At 72.2% G+C, this 14,432-nt stretch carries 15 protein-coding genes; 9 read left to right on the top strand and 6 right to left on the bottom strand.

Going from position 1 to position 14,432, the window contains the following annotated elements:
• Nucleotides 1–60: 60 nt before the first annotated feature.
• Complete coding sequence (locus N799_RS12300) at nt 61–678, bottom strand: arylesterase (RefSeq protein WP_238978957.1); 618 nt, start codon at nt 676–678, stop codon at nt 61–63.
• 232 nt (nt 679–910) lie between these two features.
• On the opposite strand from N799_RS12300, the gene N799_RS12295 reads away from it, so the two are divergent.
• Together N799_RS12295 and N799_RS12290 are read left to right on the top strand one after the other, a co-directional pair.
• Complete coding sequence (locus N799_RS12295) at nt 911–1,684, top strand: ABC transporter ATP-binding protein (protein ID WP_081975009.1); 774 nt, start codon at nt 911–913, stop codon at nt 1,682–1,684.
• On the top strand, nt 1,681–4,236 hold the full coding sequence (locus N799_RS12290; RefSeq protein WP_036212976.1) for an ABC transporter permease: 2,556 nt from the start codon (nt 1,681–1,683) through the stop codon (nt 4,234–4,236). Before N799_RS12295 ends, N799_RS12290 begins: the two co-directional genes overlap by 4 nt.
• Nucleotides 4,237–4,425: 189 nt before the next feature.
• Here N799_RS12290 and N799_RS12285 read toward each other — a convergent pair whose 3' ends face one another.
• Nucleotides 4,426–4,692 carry a hypothetical protein gene (locus N799_RS12285; RefSeq protein ID WP_036212973.1) on the bottom strand — a complete coding sequence of 89 codons (267 nt, stop codon included), beginning with the start codon at nt 4,690–4,692 and terminating at the stop codon, nt 4,426–4,428.
• 284 nt (nt 4,693–4,976) lie between these two features.
• On the opposite strand from N799_RS12285, the gene N799_RS12280 reads away from it, so the two are divergent.
• Nucleotides 4,977–6,077, top strand: coding sequence for a class I SAM-dependent methyltransferase (locus N799_RS12280; RefSeq protein ID WP_036212971.1), 1,101 nt, complete (start codon nt 4,977–4,979; stop codon nt 6,075–6,077).
• Nucleotides 6,074–6,778: a pseudouridine synthase gene (locus N799_RS12275; protein WP_036212968.1), complete on the top strand. Its 705-nt coding sequence runs from the start codon at nt 6,074–6,076 to the stop codon at nt 6,776–6,778. Before N799_RS12280 ends, N799_RS12275 begins: the two co-directional genes overlap by 4 nt.
• A 218-nt stretch (nt 6,779–6,996) precedes the next feature.
• Here the strand turns inward: N799_RS12275 and N799_RS12270 are convergent, their stop codons facing one another.
• Together N799_RS12270 and N799_RS12265 are read right to left on the bottom strand one after the other, a co-directional pair.
• On the bottom strand, nt 6,997–7,542 hold the full coding sequence (locus N799_RS12270; protein ID WP_036212965.1) for a DUF1415 domain-containing protein: 546 nt from the start codon (nt 7,540–7,542) through the stop codon (nt 6,997–6,999).
• Nucleotides 7,543–7,613: 71 nt separating this feature from the next.
• Nucleotides 7,614–8,096 (bottom strand): YajQ family cyclic di-GMP-binding protein, encoded by a 483-nt coding sequence (locus N799_RS12265; protein ID WP_036212962.1) that lies wholly within the window; start codon nt 8,094–8,096, stop codon nt 7,614–7,616.
• Between the two features lie 205 nt (nt 8,097–8,301).
• Here N799_RS12265 and N799_RS15850 point away from each other — a divergent pair, with 205 nt between their 5' ends.
• From N799_RS15850 to N799_RS12250, 3 genes are all read left to right on the top strand, one after another.
• On the top strand, nt 8,302–9,120 hold the full coding sequence (locus N799_RS15850; RefSeq protein ID WP_036212959.1) for a hypothetical protein: 819 nt from the start codon (nt 8,302–8,304) through the stop codon (nt 9,118–9,120).
• A gap of 91 nt (nt 9,121–9,211) precedes the next feature.
• Nucleotides 9,212–10,003 (top strand): hypothetical protein, encoded by a 792-nt coding sequence (locus N799_RS12255; RefSeq protein ID WP_052101527.1) that lies wholly within the window; start codon nt 9,212–9,214, stop codon nt 10,001–10,003.
• 123 nt (nt 10,004–10,126) lie between these two features.
• Complete coding sequence (locus N799_RS12250) at nt 10,127–10,987, top strand: DMT family transporter (RefSeq protein ID WP_238978960.1); 861 nt, start codon at nt 10,127–10,129, stop codon at nt 10,985–10,987.
• Between the two features lie 27 nt (nt 10,988–11,014).
• Here the strand turns inward: N799_RS12250 and N799_RS12245 are convergent, their stop codons facing one another.
• Nucleotides 11,015–11,209, bottom strand: a complete 195-nt coding sequence (locus N799_RS12245; protein ID WP_036212950.1) for a hypothetical protein — start codon at nt 11,207–11,209, stop codon at nt 11,015–11,017.
• Between the two features lie 178 nt (nt 11,210–11,387).
• Nucleotides 11,388–12,017, bottom strand: a complete 630-nt coding sequence (locus N799_RS12240) for an OmpW/AlkL family protein (RefSeq protein ID WP_036212948.1) — start codon at nt 12,015–12,017, stop codon at nt 11,388–11,390.
• A 306-nt stretch (nt 12,018–12,323) separates the two neighbouring features.
• On the opposite strand from N799_RS12240, the gene N799_RS12235 reads away from it, so the two are divergent.
• Entirely contained in the window at nt 12,324–13,802 is a 1,479-nt protein-coding gene (locus N799_RS12235; RefSeq protein ID WP_036212945.1) for a dihydrolipoyllysine-residue acetyltransferase, read from the top strand.
• Complete coding sequence (locus tag N799_RS12230; RefSeq protein WP_036212943.1) at nt 13,799–14,431, top strand: hypothetical protein; 633 nt, start codon at nt 13,799–13,801, stop codon at nt 14,429–14,431. Before N799_RS12235 ends, N799_RS12230 begins: the two co-directional genes overlap by 4 nt.
• The last annotated feature ends 1 nt before the right edge of the window (nt 14,432 follow it).

Raw genomic sequence — 14,432 nt, 5'->3', positions numbered from 1 at the left:
AGCCGATCTGAAGAAGACAGTTGCTCCTACAAGCGGCCAGGTGCGGGTAAAGCGCGGGTTTCAATCCAGCAGCGGCTCCAGCGCCCTCCACACGTGGTCGCGCAACGCCGGCTGCGCCTCGGCCACCGGATGCAGGTTGTCGGCCTGGTAGGCGTCGCGGTCCAGCGCGATAGGCTCCAGCAGGAACGGCAGCAGGGCGACGTCGAAGTGCTCCGCCAGCGTGCGGTAGTTGCCCGCGAAGGCCTGCGTGTACGCCGCGCCCAGATTCGGCGGCATCTGCATGCCGACCAGCAGCACCTGCGCGCCGGCCCCGTGCGCAGCGCCGATCATGTAAGCAAGGTTGGCGGCGGTCCGCGCGGTTGGCAGGCCGCGCAGGCCGTCGTTGGCGCCCAGCGCGATCACCACGACCTGCGGACGGTGGCGGGCGAGCGCATCGACGATCCGCGAGCGCCCGCCCGCGGTGGTCTCGCCGCTGATGCTGGCGTTGACGACGTCCCAGCCCGGCTTCTCGGCGTCGATGCGCTCGGCGGTCAGCGCCACCCAGCCCTGCGCCGCGGCCATGCCGTAGCCGGCGGAGAGCGAGTCGCCCATCACCAGCACGGTGCGGTTGTCCGCGTCGCCGCCACGCGCCTGCGCGGCGTGCACCTGCAGCGCGGCGACCAGCAGCCACAGGGTCAAGCCAATGGCACATTGAAGCGCGCGGCGCGATGCCGCATATCTGACGGGGTTGTGGCCGGTTCGCTGCATCGTCCGCTCCGATGGGGTCGTCCGGCATCGTTCGCGCGCCGGGTTGCCGGTCGAGGGTAATCGAGTCGGGCGGAACCGGCGGCGCGTCCTGCGTCCGCATCCAAATCCCATGTCCGGCCGCCGCGCGGAACCGGACCCGTCTGCTCCCCTACAAGACCCCACGATGACCACCGATTCCGTCCGGCTCCATTCCCCCGATCCCTCCACTGGTGCGGACCCGACGCCTCCCGCGCTGGTCGTTGCGTCGCTCGGCAAGTGCGTGCAGCTGCCGTCCGGGCCGCTGGTGATCCTCGACGATGTCGGCTTCACCATCAGCCGCGGCGACACCGTGGCGATAGTCGGTGCGTCGGGTTCGGGCAAGAGCACGCTGCTGTCGCTGATGGCGGGGCTGGATCTGCCCAGCAGCGGGAGCGTGGTGCTGCACGGGCAGTCGCTGTCGACGCTCGACGAGGACGGCCGCGCGCGGGTGCGGGCCGAGAAGGTCGGCTTCGTGTTCCAGAACTTCCAGCTGCTGCCGTCGCTCACGGCCCTCGAGAACGTGATGCTGCCGCTGGAGCTGCGCGGCGACGCCGAGGTGGAGGCGCCGGCGCGCGCGATCCTCGCCAAGGTCGGCCTCGGCGAGCGGCTCGGCCATTACCCGCGGCAGCTGTCGGGCGGCGAGCAGCAGCGCGTCGCACTGGCGCGTGCGTTCGTCACCGAGCCGTCGCTGCTGTTCGCCGACGAGCCCACCGGCAACCTCGACAGCCACACCGGCCAGGCGATCATCGAGCTGCTGTTCGCGCTCAACGCCGAGGCCGGCACCACGCTGGTGCTGGTCACCCATGACGACCATTTGGCCGAGCGCTGCCGCCACCGGCTGCGGCTGGATGCGGGGCGGCTGGTGGAGGACGTGCGCCCGGCCGACACTCGCGTGGGCGACGGGCAGGCCGGCGCATGAGCCGTCGCCTCGGCGCCACCGGCGTGGTAGCGATGGCGTGGCGGCAGGCGCGCCGCGACCTGCGCGCGGGCGAGGTGCGGATCCTGCTGGCCGCGCTGGTGCTGGCGGTGTTGGCGGTGACGGCAGTGGGCTTCGTCACCGACCGCGCCGAGCGTGCGCTGGCGATCGAGGCCAACCGCCTGCTCGGTGGCGACGCGGTGGTGCGCAGCGACACGCCGATCGGGGGTGCCGTCGCCGCGGCCGCCGATGACGACGGTCTGCAGCAGACCCGCACGGTCGAACTCAACACGATGATCAGCGTCGGCGACGCCGCCGATGCACGCCTGCAGCTCGGCGAACTGCGCGCGCTGGGACAGGGCTTCCCGCTGCGCGGATCGTTCACCGTTGCCGGCGCGGACGGCCGCGAGCGCGTCGCCGACGGCGTGCCGGCGCCCGGCACCGTCTGGCTCAGCCGCGCCGGCGCCGACACCCTCGACGCGCGCATCGGCGACCGCGTGACGATCGGCGACTCGCAGCTGCGGCTGGCCGCGCTGGTGGTCGCCGAGCCCGACGCCGCGCTCGATTACTTCAACGTCGCGCCGAAGGTCTTCCTTAACCTCGACGACCTCGCCGCGACCGGACTGGTGCAGGAAGGCAGCCGTATCCGTCACCGGCTGGTGGTGGCCGGTGACGCCGCCGCGGTCGAGCGCTTCGTGGCGACCGCGAAGCCGGCGCTCGCGCGTGGGCAGCGGTTGGAGACCGTGGCCGACGCGCGCCCCGAGATCCGCTCCGCGCTCGACCGCGCCGGCCGCTTCCTCGGGTTGGCGGCGCTGGTGTCGGTGGTGCTGGCCGCCGTCGCGGTGGCGATGGCCGCGCGTCGGCACAGCGAGCGGCACCTGTCGGGTACCGCGGTGATGCGTTGCCTCGGCGCAAGCCAGGCGACCCTGGCCGGCGTCCACATCGGCGAGCTGGTGCTGCTGGGCCTGCTGGCGTGCACGGTCGGCGTCGCGGTGGCGTTCGCGTTGCAATGGGGCATCGGTCTGTGGCTGGAGCCGATGCTGGGCATGTCGATCCCGCCGGCCGGCTGGCTGCCGGCGCTACAGGGCTACGGCGTCGGCCTGCTGGTGCTGCTGGCGTTCGGCGCGCCGCCGGTGCTGGCGCTGCGACGGGTGCCCGCGCTGCGCGTGCTGCGGCGCGACCTCGATCCGACCGAACCGAGCGCGCTGCTGGTGGCGCTGGCCGGGCTGGCGGGGCTCGGCGCGCTGCTGTGGTGGCAGGCCGGCTCGCCGACGCTGGCGCTGGCGATGCTGGGCGGGCTGCTGGGGACGTTCGCGGTGCTGGCGGTGCTGGCCTGGGGCCTGATCGTGCTGCTGCGGCGGCTGCGCTCGCGTCTGCGCGGCAGCCTGCGCTACGGCCTGGCCAACGTCAGCCGGCGGCCGGCGACCAGCATCGCCCAGGTCGCCTCGCTCGGCCTCGGGCTGATGGCGCTGCTGCTGCTGACCTTCGTGCGCACCGACCTGCTCGACCGCTGGCAGCTGCAACTGTCGGCCGAGGCGCCGAACCGCTTCATCATCAACGTGCAGGACGACCAGGTCGACGACGTGCGCGCGTTCATCGCCGCGCAGGGCATCGGCGAGCCAACCCTGTTCCCGATGGTCCGCGCGCGGCTGGTCGAGCACAACGGCGAGCCGGTGACGGGCGACGACTTCGCCCCGGCGCAGGCCGGCGAGGAAGTCGACGAGGAGGCGCGCCGGTCGCGCCGCCGCGCGGACCGCGAGTTCAACCTGTCGATGGCCACGGCCCTGCGCGAGGACAACGAAGTCGTCGCCGGCGAGTTCTGGGGCGCGACGCCACCGTCCACGCCGGAGATTTCGGTCGAGCAGGGGTATGCCGAGTCGCTGGGCTGGAAGCTCGGCGACGACGTCACCTTCGACATCGCCGGCCAGCGCTTCACCGCGCGCCTGACCAGCCTGCGCGAGGTGAACTGGGAGAGTTTCCGGCCAAACTTCTTCGTGGTCGCCTCGCCCGGCGCGCTCGACGGTTTCCCCGCCAGTCACATCACCGCGGTCAGCGTGCCGCCGGAACGGACCCGCTTCACCGCCGACCTCGTCGGACGCTTCCCCAACCTGACCGTGATCGACATCGACGCGCTGCTCGACCAGGTACGCGGCACCGCCGACCAGGTGTCGACCGTGGTCGAGGTGGTGTTCTGGTTCTCGCTCGCGGCCGGCCTGCTGGTGCTGATGGCGGCGGTCAGCGCGAGCCAGGACGAGCGGCTGCTGGAGGGCGGGGTGATGCGGACGCTCGGCGGCAGCCGGCGCCAGCTGCGGCTAGCGCAGGCTTCGGAGTTCGCCGCGATCGGCCTCTTGGCCGGACTGGTGGCCGCGATCGCCGCGTCGGTGCTGGCCGGCGTGGTCGCGACCCGCGTGTTCGACCTGCCGTGGCAGGCGAACTGGGGCATGGCGGCGGCCGGCGGCGCGCTGGGTGTCGCGGCGGCGCTGGCGGCCGGCCTGTTCGCCACCCGCCGCGTGCTGGACGCTCCGCCGTCGGTGACCCTGCGTGAGCTGGCGTGAGCGAAGCGACCGTAGGAGCGATGTAAGTCGCGACCGGGTTGGCAGCCGGGTCGCGATAACGACCGGAGAGAGCGCATCCCTCCGGAGCCAATGCTTCAAAAGCGGCGCCGCCCTACCTGGACGGCCTCGGCAACATCCACCCGGTCGCGACTCACGTCGCTCCTGCAGGTGTTTGCGATCGAGCCGGCCCTACATCGCCGTCAGCCCGCTCCTGACCTCGGTCGCGCCGAAGCGCCGCGCGTAGTCGCGCTCGTCGGCGATGCGCTCGACCTCGTCGTCGGGCGTTTCTGGCGCCGCGTACACCGCGTAGGCGGTGGCGCCGTCGTTGCGCCCGACGTGGTGCAGCCGGTAGCGCGGGCGCCCGCCGCCGGTGTTCTCCGGGTAGTGGGCCGGCGGTTCGCCGTCCATGTCCAGCTCGCTGTTGTCGACGGTGCCTCCTACGAACAGGGCGCGCATGGCGTTCTCCGGTGGAAGTGTGGCCCCAGCGTGGCGGCGCCGGCGTTGGGGCGCGATGAAACATTCATGGGTTCGCGATCAACATTCGGCGCGCATCCGGGTAGCTGAACCGGGTCAACCGTAACGCTTCTGGCAGTGCTCGCAGAAGAAGGCGCGGCGCTGCCTGCCGCCGAGCTTCGCGCGGAAGGCTGCCCCACAGCAGGAAGTGCACGCGCAGGGCGAAGCCGACGTGCGTCCGCCCGCCGCTCGCTAAACTGCGTGCCCCACCTGCCCGACCCGACCGCATGGCCCACGACGATCCCGCGCTGCAGACGCTGTTGCTGCCCTTCGAGCAGGGCCTGTTGCCGTGGCCCGCCGACGGCGGCGCGCTGCTGCTGCGTGCGCGCGAGGGCGCGGCGCTGCACCGCCGCGACTGGCCCGGGCTGGTCTGCGAGCAGAGCTTCCGCCCCGACGCCGAGGCGCTGACGCGCGCGGGGCTGGCGCTGGTCGAGCAAAGCGACGACTGCCGCTACCCGTTGGTGCTGGTGCTGCCGCCGCGCCAGCGCGACGAGGCGCGCGCGTTGTACGCCCGCGCGGTGTCGCTGGTCGCGCCGGGCGGACGGGTGGTGGCCTGCCTGGCCAACAACGAGGGCGCGAAGTCGGGCGAGGCCGACCTGCGACAGCTGGTCGGCCCGGTCGGCAGCCTGGTCAAGAACAAGAGCCGCGCGTGCTGGAGTGCGCCGCTGCATGTCGATGGCGGTGCCACGCTCGACGCCGACCTGCTCGCGCGCTGGCTCGCGCTGGATGCACCGAGGTCGATCGCCGACGGGCGTTTCACCAGCCGCCCGGGCGTGTTCGCCTGGGACCGGGTCGACCCGGCCTCGGCGCTGCTGGCCGAGCAGTTGCCGCCCGACCTCGCCGGGCGCGCGGCCGACCTCGGCGCCGGCTTCGGCTACCTTTCGGTCGAGTTGCTCGAACGCTGCCCCGGCATCACCACGCTCGACCTGTACGAGGCCGAGCGGCGCGCGCTGGACCTGGCACGCGGCAACCTCGCGCCGTTCGAGTCGCGCGCGGCGATCGGCTACCACTGGCATGACGTCACCGCCGGCCTGCCGGCGCAGTACGACGTGATCGTGACCAACCCGCCGTTCCATACCCAGATGCGTGCCGACCGGCCCGACATCGGCCGTCGCTTCATCGCCGTCGCGGCCCAGGCGCTCAAGCCGGGCGGGCGGCTGTGGCTGGTCGCCAACCGCCACCTGCCGTACGAGTCGGTCCTGACCGGGAGCTTCGGCGAGGTGCGCGCGGTGGCCGAGCGCGACGGCTTCAAGATCATCGAGGCGGTGAAGGCGCGGCCGGCGCCCCCGACTCGCCCGGACCGCCGCGGCCGGAAGGACTGGCGATGAGGCTGGTCCGGCTGATCGCCAACCTCGGCTACGGCAGCCGCAAGCAGGTCGCGCTGATGTTCCGCGAGGGCCGCGTCACCGATGCCGGGGGCGAGGTGCTGTATGCCGACGACCAGGTGCTGCACGCCGCGATCCGCATCGACGGCGATCCGCTCGACCCGCCGGCCGGGCTGGTGCTGATGCTGCACAAGCCGGTTGGCTACACCTGCTCGACGAAGGACCCCGGCCGGATCGTCTACGACCTGCTGCCGCCGCGCTTCCGCCTGCGTTCGCCGCTGCTGTCGACCGTCGGCCGGCTCGACCGCGACACCAGCGGCCTGCTGCTGATGACCGACGACGGCCAGCTGCTGCACCGGATCGTGTCGCCGAAGTCGAACCTGGCGAAGGTGTACGAGGCGACGCTGGCGCAGGACCTGCGCGGCGACGAGGCCGCGGTGTTCGCCAGCGGCACGCTGATGCTGGAGTCCGAGAAGGCCCCGCTGGCGCCGGCGGCGCTGGAGCTCGTGGCGCCGCGGCAGGCACGGCTGACATTGACCGAGGGCCGCTACCACCAGGTGCGGCGGATGTTCGCCGCGGTCGGCAACCACGTGGAGGCGCTGCATCGCCGCCGGGTCGGTGGGTTGGAGCTTGGGGACCTGCCGGCCGGGGAGTGGACGGTGCTCGGCGAGGCCGACGTGGCGCGGCTGTTCGCGGGCGGCTGACGGCGGAGGTTGTCGGCATCCCGGGTCGGGTGCACGCCGGTGCCCTGCGGACCACAGGCCTCCTGTAGGAGCGACGTGAGTCGCGACCGCGCAGCAATAGGTCAGCCCTGCGCGGTCGCGACTCACGTCGCTCCTACAAGAGCCGAAAGCCGCAAGCGCGCCGCCGACAATCATCGCCGCGGTGCATCGTCGCGCGGCATCGTCGTGCGTTTGTCCGCCTACGGCTCCAGCAACCGCCAGTACTCCTCCACCCCAAGCCGTTCCATCGTTTCGATGTTGCGCTCGACGATCGCGTCGGGGTCGGGGAATGCCGCCACCGCGCGCTCCACGCTGGCTTCGCGCAGCAGGTGCAGCATCGGGTAGGGCGAGCGGTTGGTGCAGTTGCCGGGGTCGTCGTCGGCGCTGCCGGCGAAGCGGTAGTCCGGGTGGAAGCTGGCGACCTGGATCTCGCCCTCCAGCCCGAGCGCGTCGACCGCGGCGTCGGCCTGGTCGAGGAAGTCGTTGTAGTCGTCGAAGTCGGCCAGCACCTGCGGGTGGATCAGCAGGGTGGTGTCGACCACCTCGGCGTCGATCCCCGCCAGCCACGCCAGCTCGCTGGCCAGCTCCTCCAGCAGCGCGTCGGGGGTGGTCGCCGCGCTGACGACGTAGCGGATCCGGTCCTTCACGTGCACCGCCTTGGCGAACGGGCAGAGGTTCAGCCCGATCACCGCCCGCTGCAGCCAGCGGCGGGTGGCGGCGATCGGGTCGTCGTCGTCGGTGGTCATGGCCGGGTGCGTTCCGCGCGGCGGGCAGCCGTCAGCCGCGGCCAGCCGCCGCGGGCACCGCCCTCGCGCGTTCAGTCACGGAAGTTCTCGAACTGCAGCGGCAGCTCGAACTCCTGCCCCTTCAGCAGCGCGATGGCCGATTGCAGGTCGTCGCGCTTCTTGCCGTTGACCCGCAGCTTGTCGCCGTTGATCTGGCTGTCGACCTTGAGCTTGGCCTCCTTCAGCGCCGACTGGATCTTCTTCGCCAGCTCGCGCTCGATGCCCTGCTTGACGGTGATCTTCTGCCGCGCGCCGGCGACGTTGGTCTCGACATCGCCGAACTCCAGGCAGCGTACGTCGATGCCGCGGGCGATCAGCCGCGCGCGCAGGATGTCGGTCATCTGCTGCAGCTGGAAGTCGCTCGGCGCCGACTGGCTGATGACCTGCTCCTCCAGGGCGAACTTCGCGTCGACGCCCTTGAAGTCGAAGCGGTTGCCCAGCTCGCGGTTGGCCTGGTCGACCGCGTTGGTCAGCTCGTGGGTGTCGACTTCGGAGACGACGTCGAAGGAGGGCATGGCGGTGCTCCGGCAATGGGCAGCAAAGGGTACCGCAGCGCACGGCGGCGGCCATCCGGGGCGACGGTCACGTTTTGTTTCCGCGCCCGGGCACAGCCCGCGCATCCGGCGCCCGGATCATGCTCCGTACAGGATCGGTGCCACTACCATCCGGACGCCGCATCCCCCCATGGCGGTCCCTTTCCACTCTGCAAGGAGAAGCGCGATGAGCGCGAACCCCCGTTACCTGATCCTTTCCGCGGCGCTCGCCGTCGCGATGGCCGGCGTCGCACCCGCCGTGGCGCAGGACGCCGGCAGCGACGCCGACGTGATCGCCGAAGCCGGCGTCCCGGCCGAGCGCATCGCCGACCGCTACGTCGACCTCGCCGGTTCGCCGGAGGCCTCGGCCGAGCTGGTCTCGCAGCTGCGCGGCGGCGAGGACTTCGTGGTCGTCGAGGAAGTCACCACCACCACGACCAACGACGACGGCAGCACGACCACCACCACCGAGCTGGTCGAGCGCACCGTGGTCAACCCGAACGGCCCGATGGGCTGGGGCGAGGTCAACATCACCCTGGCGATGGCGCAGGCTCTGGTCGACGGCGGGGTCTACCCCGACCTGGAGACCGCGCTGGCCGGCGCCGAGATCGTCGTCGAGAACCCCGACGGCACCACCACCACCAGCTACCAGTCCGGCGTGCTCGAGATGCGTGCCGACGGCATGGGCTGGGGTGCGATCGCGAAGGAACTGGGCTTCAACCTCGGCTCGCTGGTGAGCGCGTCCAACCGTTCCGACAACGCCGCCGCGGCGGCGGCCGACGCCGGTCGCGCCGAAGGTGCGCGGGTCGCCCGCGCGGACCGCGCCGAGCGCGGCAACTCCGCCGACCGTGCCGACCGGCCGGCCGCCGGCGAGCGCGCGCAGCGTCCGGAGCGTGCCGAGCGTCCGGAGCGGGCGGAACGTCCCGAGCGCCCGGAACGGCCCGAGCGTCCGGAACGGCCCGAGCGTCCGGAACGGCCGGAGCGCCCCGAGCGCGGCGGTCGCTGAGCGACGGCAACCACGTGGCCGGCGGTCCTGACGTCCGGCAACCACGATGCGATGGCGGCCCCGGCCGCCATCGCGCATGCAAGGAGTTGCGATGAACCGTTCCATCCTCGTGGCCGCGCTCGCGCTGGCCGCCGGCGGCGCCCATGCCGATGGCCTGAGCCTCGGCGCCGGGCTCGACTACAGCAGCGGCGACTACGGCAGCGACACCACCACCACCATCCTGTCGGTGCCGGTCACCGCCCGCCTCGACACCGGCAACTGGACCTTCAAGGCGAGCCTGCCGTGGCTCCGGGTCGATGGTGACCCGGGTGTGCTGCCCGGCGTCGGCAGCGTCACCAATACCAACCCGCGCGGCCGCGGTCGTGGCGGCCTGCAGCCGTCGCCGACCGACGAACCGCCCAGCGGCGCCGCCTCCGGCGTCGGCGACCTGCGCCTGGCCGCGACCTACGCGTTCGACACCGGCGGCCCGCTGGGCATCGACCTGACCGGCAACGCCAAGATCGCCACCGCCGACGAGGACAAGGGCCTGGGCACCGGTGCCAGCGACCTCGGCCTCGCCCTCGACCTGTACCGCCAGTTCGACGCCACCCTGCTGTTCGGCGGCGTGTCCTACACCTGGCTGGGCGATTCGGACTACGTCGATGTCGACGACGTGGCCGGTGCCAACATCGGCGCCAGCTGGACTGCGGGCCGCGGCAACGTCGGCGTCGCGTACGACTTCCGCGAAGCCGCGTCGTTCGGCTATGACGACCGCAGCGAGCTGACCGGCTTCTACGGCTGGCGCACGCCGTCCGACGGTCGTGTGCAGGTCTACGCGCTCAAGGGCCTGTCCGATGGCAGCCCCGACTGGGGCGCGGGCGTCAGCTACCGCCACGGTTTCTGAGGCGCCGCCCCGGGGCGGTGATGCGCGGCGGCGGCCGGCTATGCTGTCCGCCGCCTGACTGACAGCCCGCGCGGCTGGAGCCCGACCCTGGACATCCCGCCCGCCCCGCATTCTTCCGTGTCGATGCGCGCGGCGATGATCATGCTGTTCGCCGTCGCCGTGTTCTCGTTGATGGACGCCGGCCTCAAGACCCTGGCCGCGAGTTACCCGCCGCTGCAGGTGGCGACCCTGCGCGGCGCCTCGTCGCTGCCGTTCGTGCTCGCATGGGTGGCCGCCACCGGCGGGCTTGGGACGCTGCTGCGGGTGCGCTGGCCGCTGCACCTGCTGCGCGGCGCCATCGGCATCGGGATGATGGCGGCGTTCGCCTACGCCCTGCAGACGCTGCCGCTGACCACCGCGTACTCGATCTTCTTCGTCGCGCCGCTGCTGATCACCGCGCTGTCGGTGCCGCTGCTGGGCGAGAAGGTCGGCCCGCGTCGCTGGGGCGCGATTGCCATCGGCCTGGTCGGCGTGCTGGTGCTGTTGCGGCCGACCGGCGAGGGCATGCTGAGCTGGGCCGCGTTCGCGGTGCTGCTGGCGGCGCTGGGCTACGCGGTCAGCGCGATCACCGTGCGCGTGCTCGGTCGCACCGATTCCACCGCCGCGATGATGGTCTGGCTGCTTGCCCTGCTGGCGGTCGGCGGCGGCCTGCTGGCGTGGCCGCAATGGGTGCCGATCCGGCCCGGCGACGGCTGGGTGATCCTCGGCGTCGGCGTGGCTGGTGCGCTCGGGCAGTGGGCGATCACCGAGGCGTTCCGCGTCGGCGAGGCCTCGCAGATCGCGCCGCTGGAATACACCGCGCTGGTCTGGGGCGTGCTGCTCGACGTCAGCCTGTGGGGCGTGCTGCCGGATGCCGTGACGTGGCTGGGCGCCGCCATCATCATCGCCAGCGGCCTGTACCTGCTGCGCCGCGAACGCCTCCACGTCGAGGCCGAGCACCTCTGAGGCGCGGCACCCGGCCCTCGCGCGCGGCTACTGCTGCAGGCTGCCCTGCAGCGCCGCGGCCACCGCGGCATCGCCGTTGACGATGTCCTGCCAGCGCAGCTCGTGGCCCTTGCGATGGCCCTTCTGGACCAGCTTCAGGCCGTCGGGGTCGATGGTGAGGGTGTAGGCGACGTCCCCGACGGTGACTTCGCGGCGGACGGGCTTGTCGAGCTTGGTCGTCATGGCGTTCTCCCGGCTCAGGTGGCTCCCACCGTAACGGCGGGGTCGGGGTGTTTCCTGAACAGGCCGCGCGTGGCGGCCCTTCGTGACGCGGGCGGCGGACCGTAACGATCCGCCGCCCGCGGGGCCCGTCACGTGGACGGGCAAGCGTGGCCAGGGTGGCGCCCGCAGGCGCCGGCGGTCAGAACCGCGCGCCCAGGCCCACGCCGACCACCACCGGGCTCGGCTCGGCCTCGCCGACGGTCTGGCCGTCGAGCATCACGTCGGAGTTGCCGTGCAGGTAGCGCACGTCGGCGCGCGCGAACCAGCTCGGGCTCAGCTTCACGTCGACGCCGGCGGTCGCCATCGCGCCCTTGGCGGTCTCGACACCGAGGCGCTGGCCGGCAAGGTCACCGGTCGGTTCGACCTCTTCGCCGTCGTAGTTGCTCTCGTAGTAGCCCAGGCCGACGAACGGGCGCACGGTCTGCGCGCTGCTGCCGAAGTGGTACTGGCCGCTGACCGCGTACGGCTGGGCCTCGACGCTGCCGGCCTTGCCGTTGGCGGTGTTGACGCGGTGGCTGAACTTGTCGGCGGCGCCCCAGGCTTCGATGGCGATGTTGTCGGTCACGTAGTACGACGCGCTGAGGGTCGCGGCGCCGTCACCGTCGAGCTCGGCGTCCTGGCCGGCGATGGTGGTGTCGCCGGTGGGTTCCGACAGGGCGTAGCCGCCGACGACGGCCCAGCGCTTGTCGCTGGTGTCGCTGGCGTCCTGGGCGAACGCGGCGGGGGCGAAGGCAAGCAGGGCAAGGGTCAAGGTGTGGATGCGTTTCATGGGAGTTGTCTCCTCGTTCTGTGGGGGCGCCCGCCGGTGTGCTGGCAGGCGCGGCCATCCTGACGAGGCGCGGATGAACCGCGTTTGCCGTGTGATCGCCGTCCCAATGGAACCTTCATCGCCGCTCGTGCTATCGCGCACCGCGCGACACTCCGGCACGCGCCTGAACCCGTGCTGGACCGCCACTTCGAAGGCGTCGTGTCCGTGCGAGCCGCCCGCTTCGGCAAACGCCCGCGCCCGGCGTGATTGGCACCCCTACACCACTGCGGCCACAATAAGGATCTTTCGCGCAGGTCGGAGCCGAGCATGGCTGAGTTGAAGGAAGCACGCGTCCCCGATATCGGTGGCTATGACGGCGTGCCGGTGATCGAGGTGCTGGTGGCGGTGGGCGACACCGTCGCGGTCGACCAGGGGCTGGTCACGCTGGAATCCGACAAGGCGACGATGGAAGTCCCCGCGCCGTTTGCCGGCGTGGTGCGCGAATTGAAGGTCAAGGTCGGCGACGAGATCGGCGAAGGCGCCGTGGTCGCGATGATCGAGCCCGAGGGCACGGCCGGTGGCGGTGACGCCAAGGCCGATGCCGGCAAGGCCGAAAAGCCGGAGAGTGCCGCCAAGCCGGACACCGCCGCCAAGCCCGAATCCGCCGAGCGCGCCGAGCCCGAGGCGCCGAAGGAGCAGGTGCGCACCGCCGAGACCGGCACCGGCACCGAGCCGGCCAACGTCGGCCAGCCCAACAATCTGGCCCGGCGCGAGGCCGCCGCCCACGGCGACGATGCCGCGACTGGCGGCGACGCCCCCGCGCCCCGCTCGCCGCCGGTGGTGTTCGACGCCAACGAGCTGCTGCCCGACAAGGTCCCCTACGCCAGCCCGGCGGTGCGCCTGTTCGCCCGCGAGCTCGGCGTCGACCTGTCGCGCGTGACCGGCAGCCAGCGCGGCGGCCGGATCGGCAAGGAGGACGTGCAGAAGTTCGTCAAGGGCGTGATGTCCGGCGGCGCGGGTGCCGGCAAGGGCGCCGCGACCGGTGGCGGCGGCCTCGACCTGCTGCCGTGGCCGAAGGTCGACTTCAGCAAGTTCGGCCCGGTCGAGACCCGCGGGCTGTCGCGGATCCAGAAGCTCTCCGGCGCCAACCTCGCGCGCAACTGGGCGATGATCCCGCACGTCACCCAGTTCGACGATGCCGACATCACCGAGCTGGAAGCGCTGCGCGTCCAGCTCAACAAGGAGAACGAGAAGGCCATCGCCAAGGGCAACGCGACCAAGCTGACCATGCTGGCGTTCCTGATGAAGGCCAGCGTCAGCGCGCTGAAGAAGTTCCCCGATTTCAACGCCTCGCTCGACGCCACCGGCGAGAACCTCGTGCTCAAGCAGTACTTCCACATCGGCTTCGCCGCCGATACGCCCAACGGGCTGGTGGTGCCGGTGGTGCGCGACTGCGACAAAAAGGGCGTGATGGAGATCGCCGCCGAGACCGCCGAGCTGGCCGCCAAGGCGCGCGACGGCAAGCTCGGCCCGGCGCAGATGAGCGGCGGCTGCTTCTCGATCAGCTCGCTGGGCGGCATCGGCGGCACCGCGTTCACCCCGATCGTCAACGCGCCGGAAGTCGCCATCCTCGGCGTGTCGCGCTCGGAGATGAAGCCGGTGTGGGACGGCAAGGCCTTCCAGCCGCGCCTCAACCTGCCGCTGTCGCTGAGCTACGACCACCGCGTGATCGACGGCGCCGCCGCGGCCCGCTTCACCACCTACCTCGGACAGGTCCTGGCCGACATGCGTCGGGTCCTGTTGTGAGGCGCGCGCTGCTCCTGCTGATGCTGGCGATGCCGGCAGCGCAGGCCGCCGAGTGCGAACTGCCGCTCGGCCACGGCTGGCCGCCGGCGACCGAGAACCACGGCGTCGCGGTCGAGGGCCTGCTGGCCGCCGACGTGCAGCCGGCGCTGCAGCTGACCTGGCTGCCGGTGCGCGGCGTCGAGAGCGCGCTGATGCTGCTGCCGTCGGCCGACGGCGGTGCCTGGACGCTGCGCCACGCGCTGGCGGTCGAGCGCGTCGACCACCGCGAGTCCATCGCCGGTGGCAGTCGCCGCGTGCTGCGCGTCGAGCAGCCGCCGGAAATCCACGAGGTGCCGATGCCGGCCTCGCTCGCCAGCCGGCTGGTCGACCGCTGGACCCGCACGCTGCAGACGGGCGTGGCCGCCGACCGCGCCGCGCGGTTCCACGACGGCGACCTGCTGAGCTTCGTCGTCGACGGTGCGCGCTACAGCGGCGTCGAGCCCGGCTGCGGCCCCGGCGAGGTGGTGGTCGAGCAGGCCGAAGCATTGATCGACGCCGCCGGCGAGGGCGACCCGGACGACCTGCCGGAGCGCTGGGACGACCTGTGGCGCTCGCTCGACGAACTCGACGAAGTGCTGGCCGGGGCCTGAG

This window comes from Lysobacter arseniciresistens ZS79 (genome assembly GCF_000768335.1).
Lineage (GTDB): Bacteria > Pseudomonadota > Gammaproteobacteria > Xanthomonadales > Xanthomonadaceae > Novilysobacter > Novilysobacter arseniciresistens.
This window is presented reverse-complemented; position numbering and strand designations above follow the sequence as displayed.

Coding starts and splice junctions, on each gene's coding strand:
- N799_RS12295 (WP_081975009.1), top strand. CDS start 911: ATGACCACCGATTCCGTCCGGCTCCATTCCCCCGATCCCTCCACTGGT.
- N799_RS12290 (WP_036212976.1), top strand. CDS start 1,681: ATGAGCCGTCGCCTCGGCGCCACCGGCGTGGTAGCGATGGCGTGGCGG.
- N799_RS12285 (WP_036212973.1), bottom strand. CDS start 4,692: ATGCGCGCCCTGTTCGTAGGAGGCACCGTCGACAACAGCGAGCTGGAC.
- N799_RS12280 (WP_036212971.1), top strand. CDS start 4,977: ATGGCCCACGACGATCCCGCGCTGCAGACGCTGTTGCTGCCCTTCGAG.
- N799_RS12275 (WP_036212968.1), top strand. CDS start 6,074: ATGAGGCTGGTCCGGCTGATCGCCAACCTCGGCTACGGCAGCCGCAAG.
- N799_RS12270 (WP_036212965.1), bottom strand. CDS start 7,542: ATGACCACCGACGACGACGACCCGATCGCCGCCACCCGCCGCTGGCTG.
- N799_RS12265 (WP_036212962.1), bottom strand. CDS start 8,096: ATGCCCTCCTTCGACGTCGTCTCCGAAGTCGACACCCACGAGCTGACC.
- N799_RS15850 (WP_036212959.1), top strand. CDS start 8,302: ATGAGCGCGAACCCCCGTTACCTGATCCTTTCCGCGGCGCTCGCCGTC.
- N799_RS12255 (WP_052101527.1), top strand. CDS start 9,212: ATGAACCGTTCCATCCTCGTGGCCGCGCTCGCGCTGGCCGCCGGCGGC.
- N799_RS12250 (WP_238978960.1), top strand. CDS start 10,127: ATGCGCGCGGCGATGATCATGCTGTTCGCCGTCGCCGTGTTCTCGTTG.
- N799_RS12245 (WP_036212950.1), bottom strand. CDS start 11,209: ATGACGACCAAGCTCGACAAGCCCGTCCGCCGCGAAGTCACCGTCGGG.
- N799_RS12240 (WP_036212948.1), bottom strand. CDS start 12,017: ATGAAACGCATCCACACCTTGACCCTTGCCCTGCTTGCCTTCGCCCCC.
- N799_RS12235 (WP_036212945.1), top strand. CDS start 12,324: ATGGCTGAGTTGAAGGAAGCACGCGTCCCCGATATCGGTGGCTATGAC.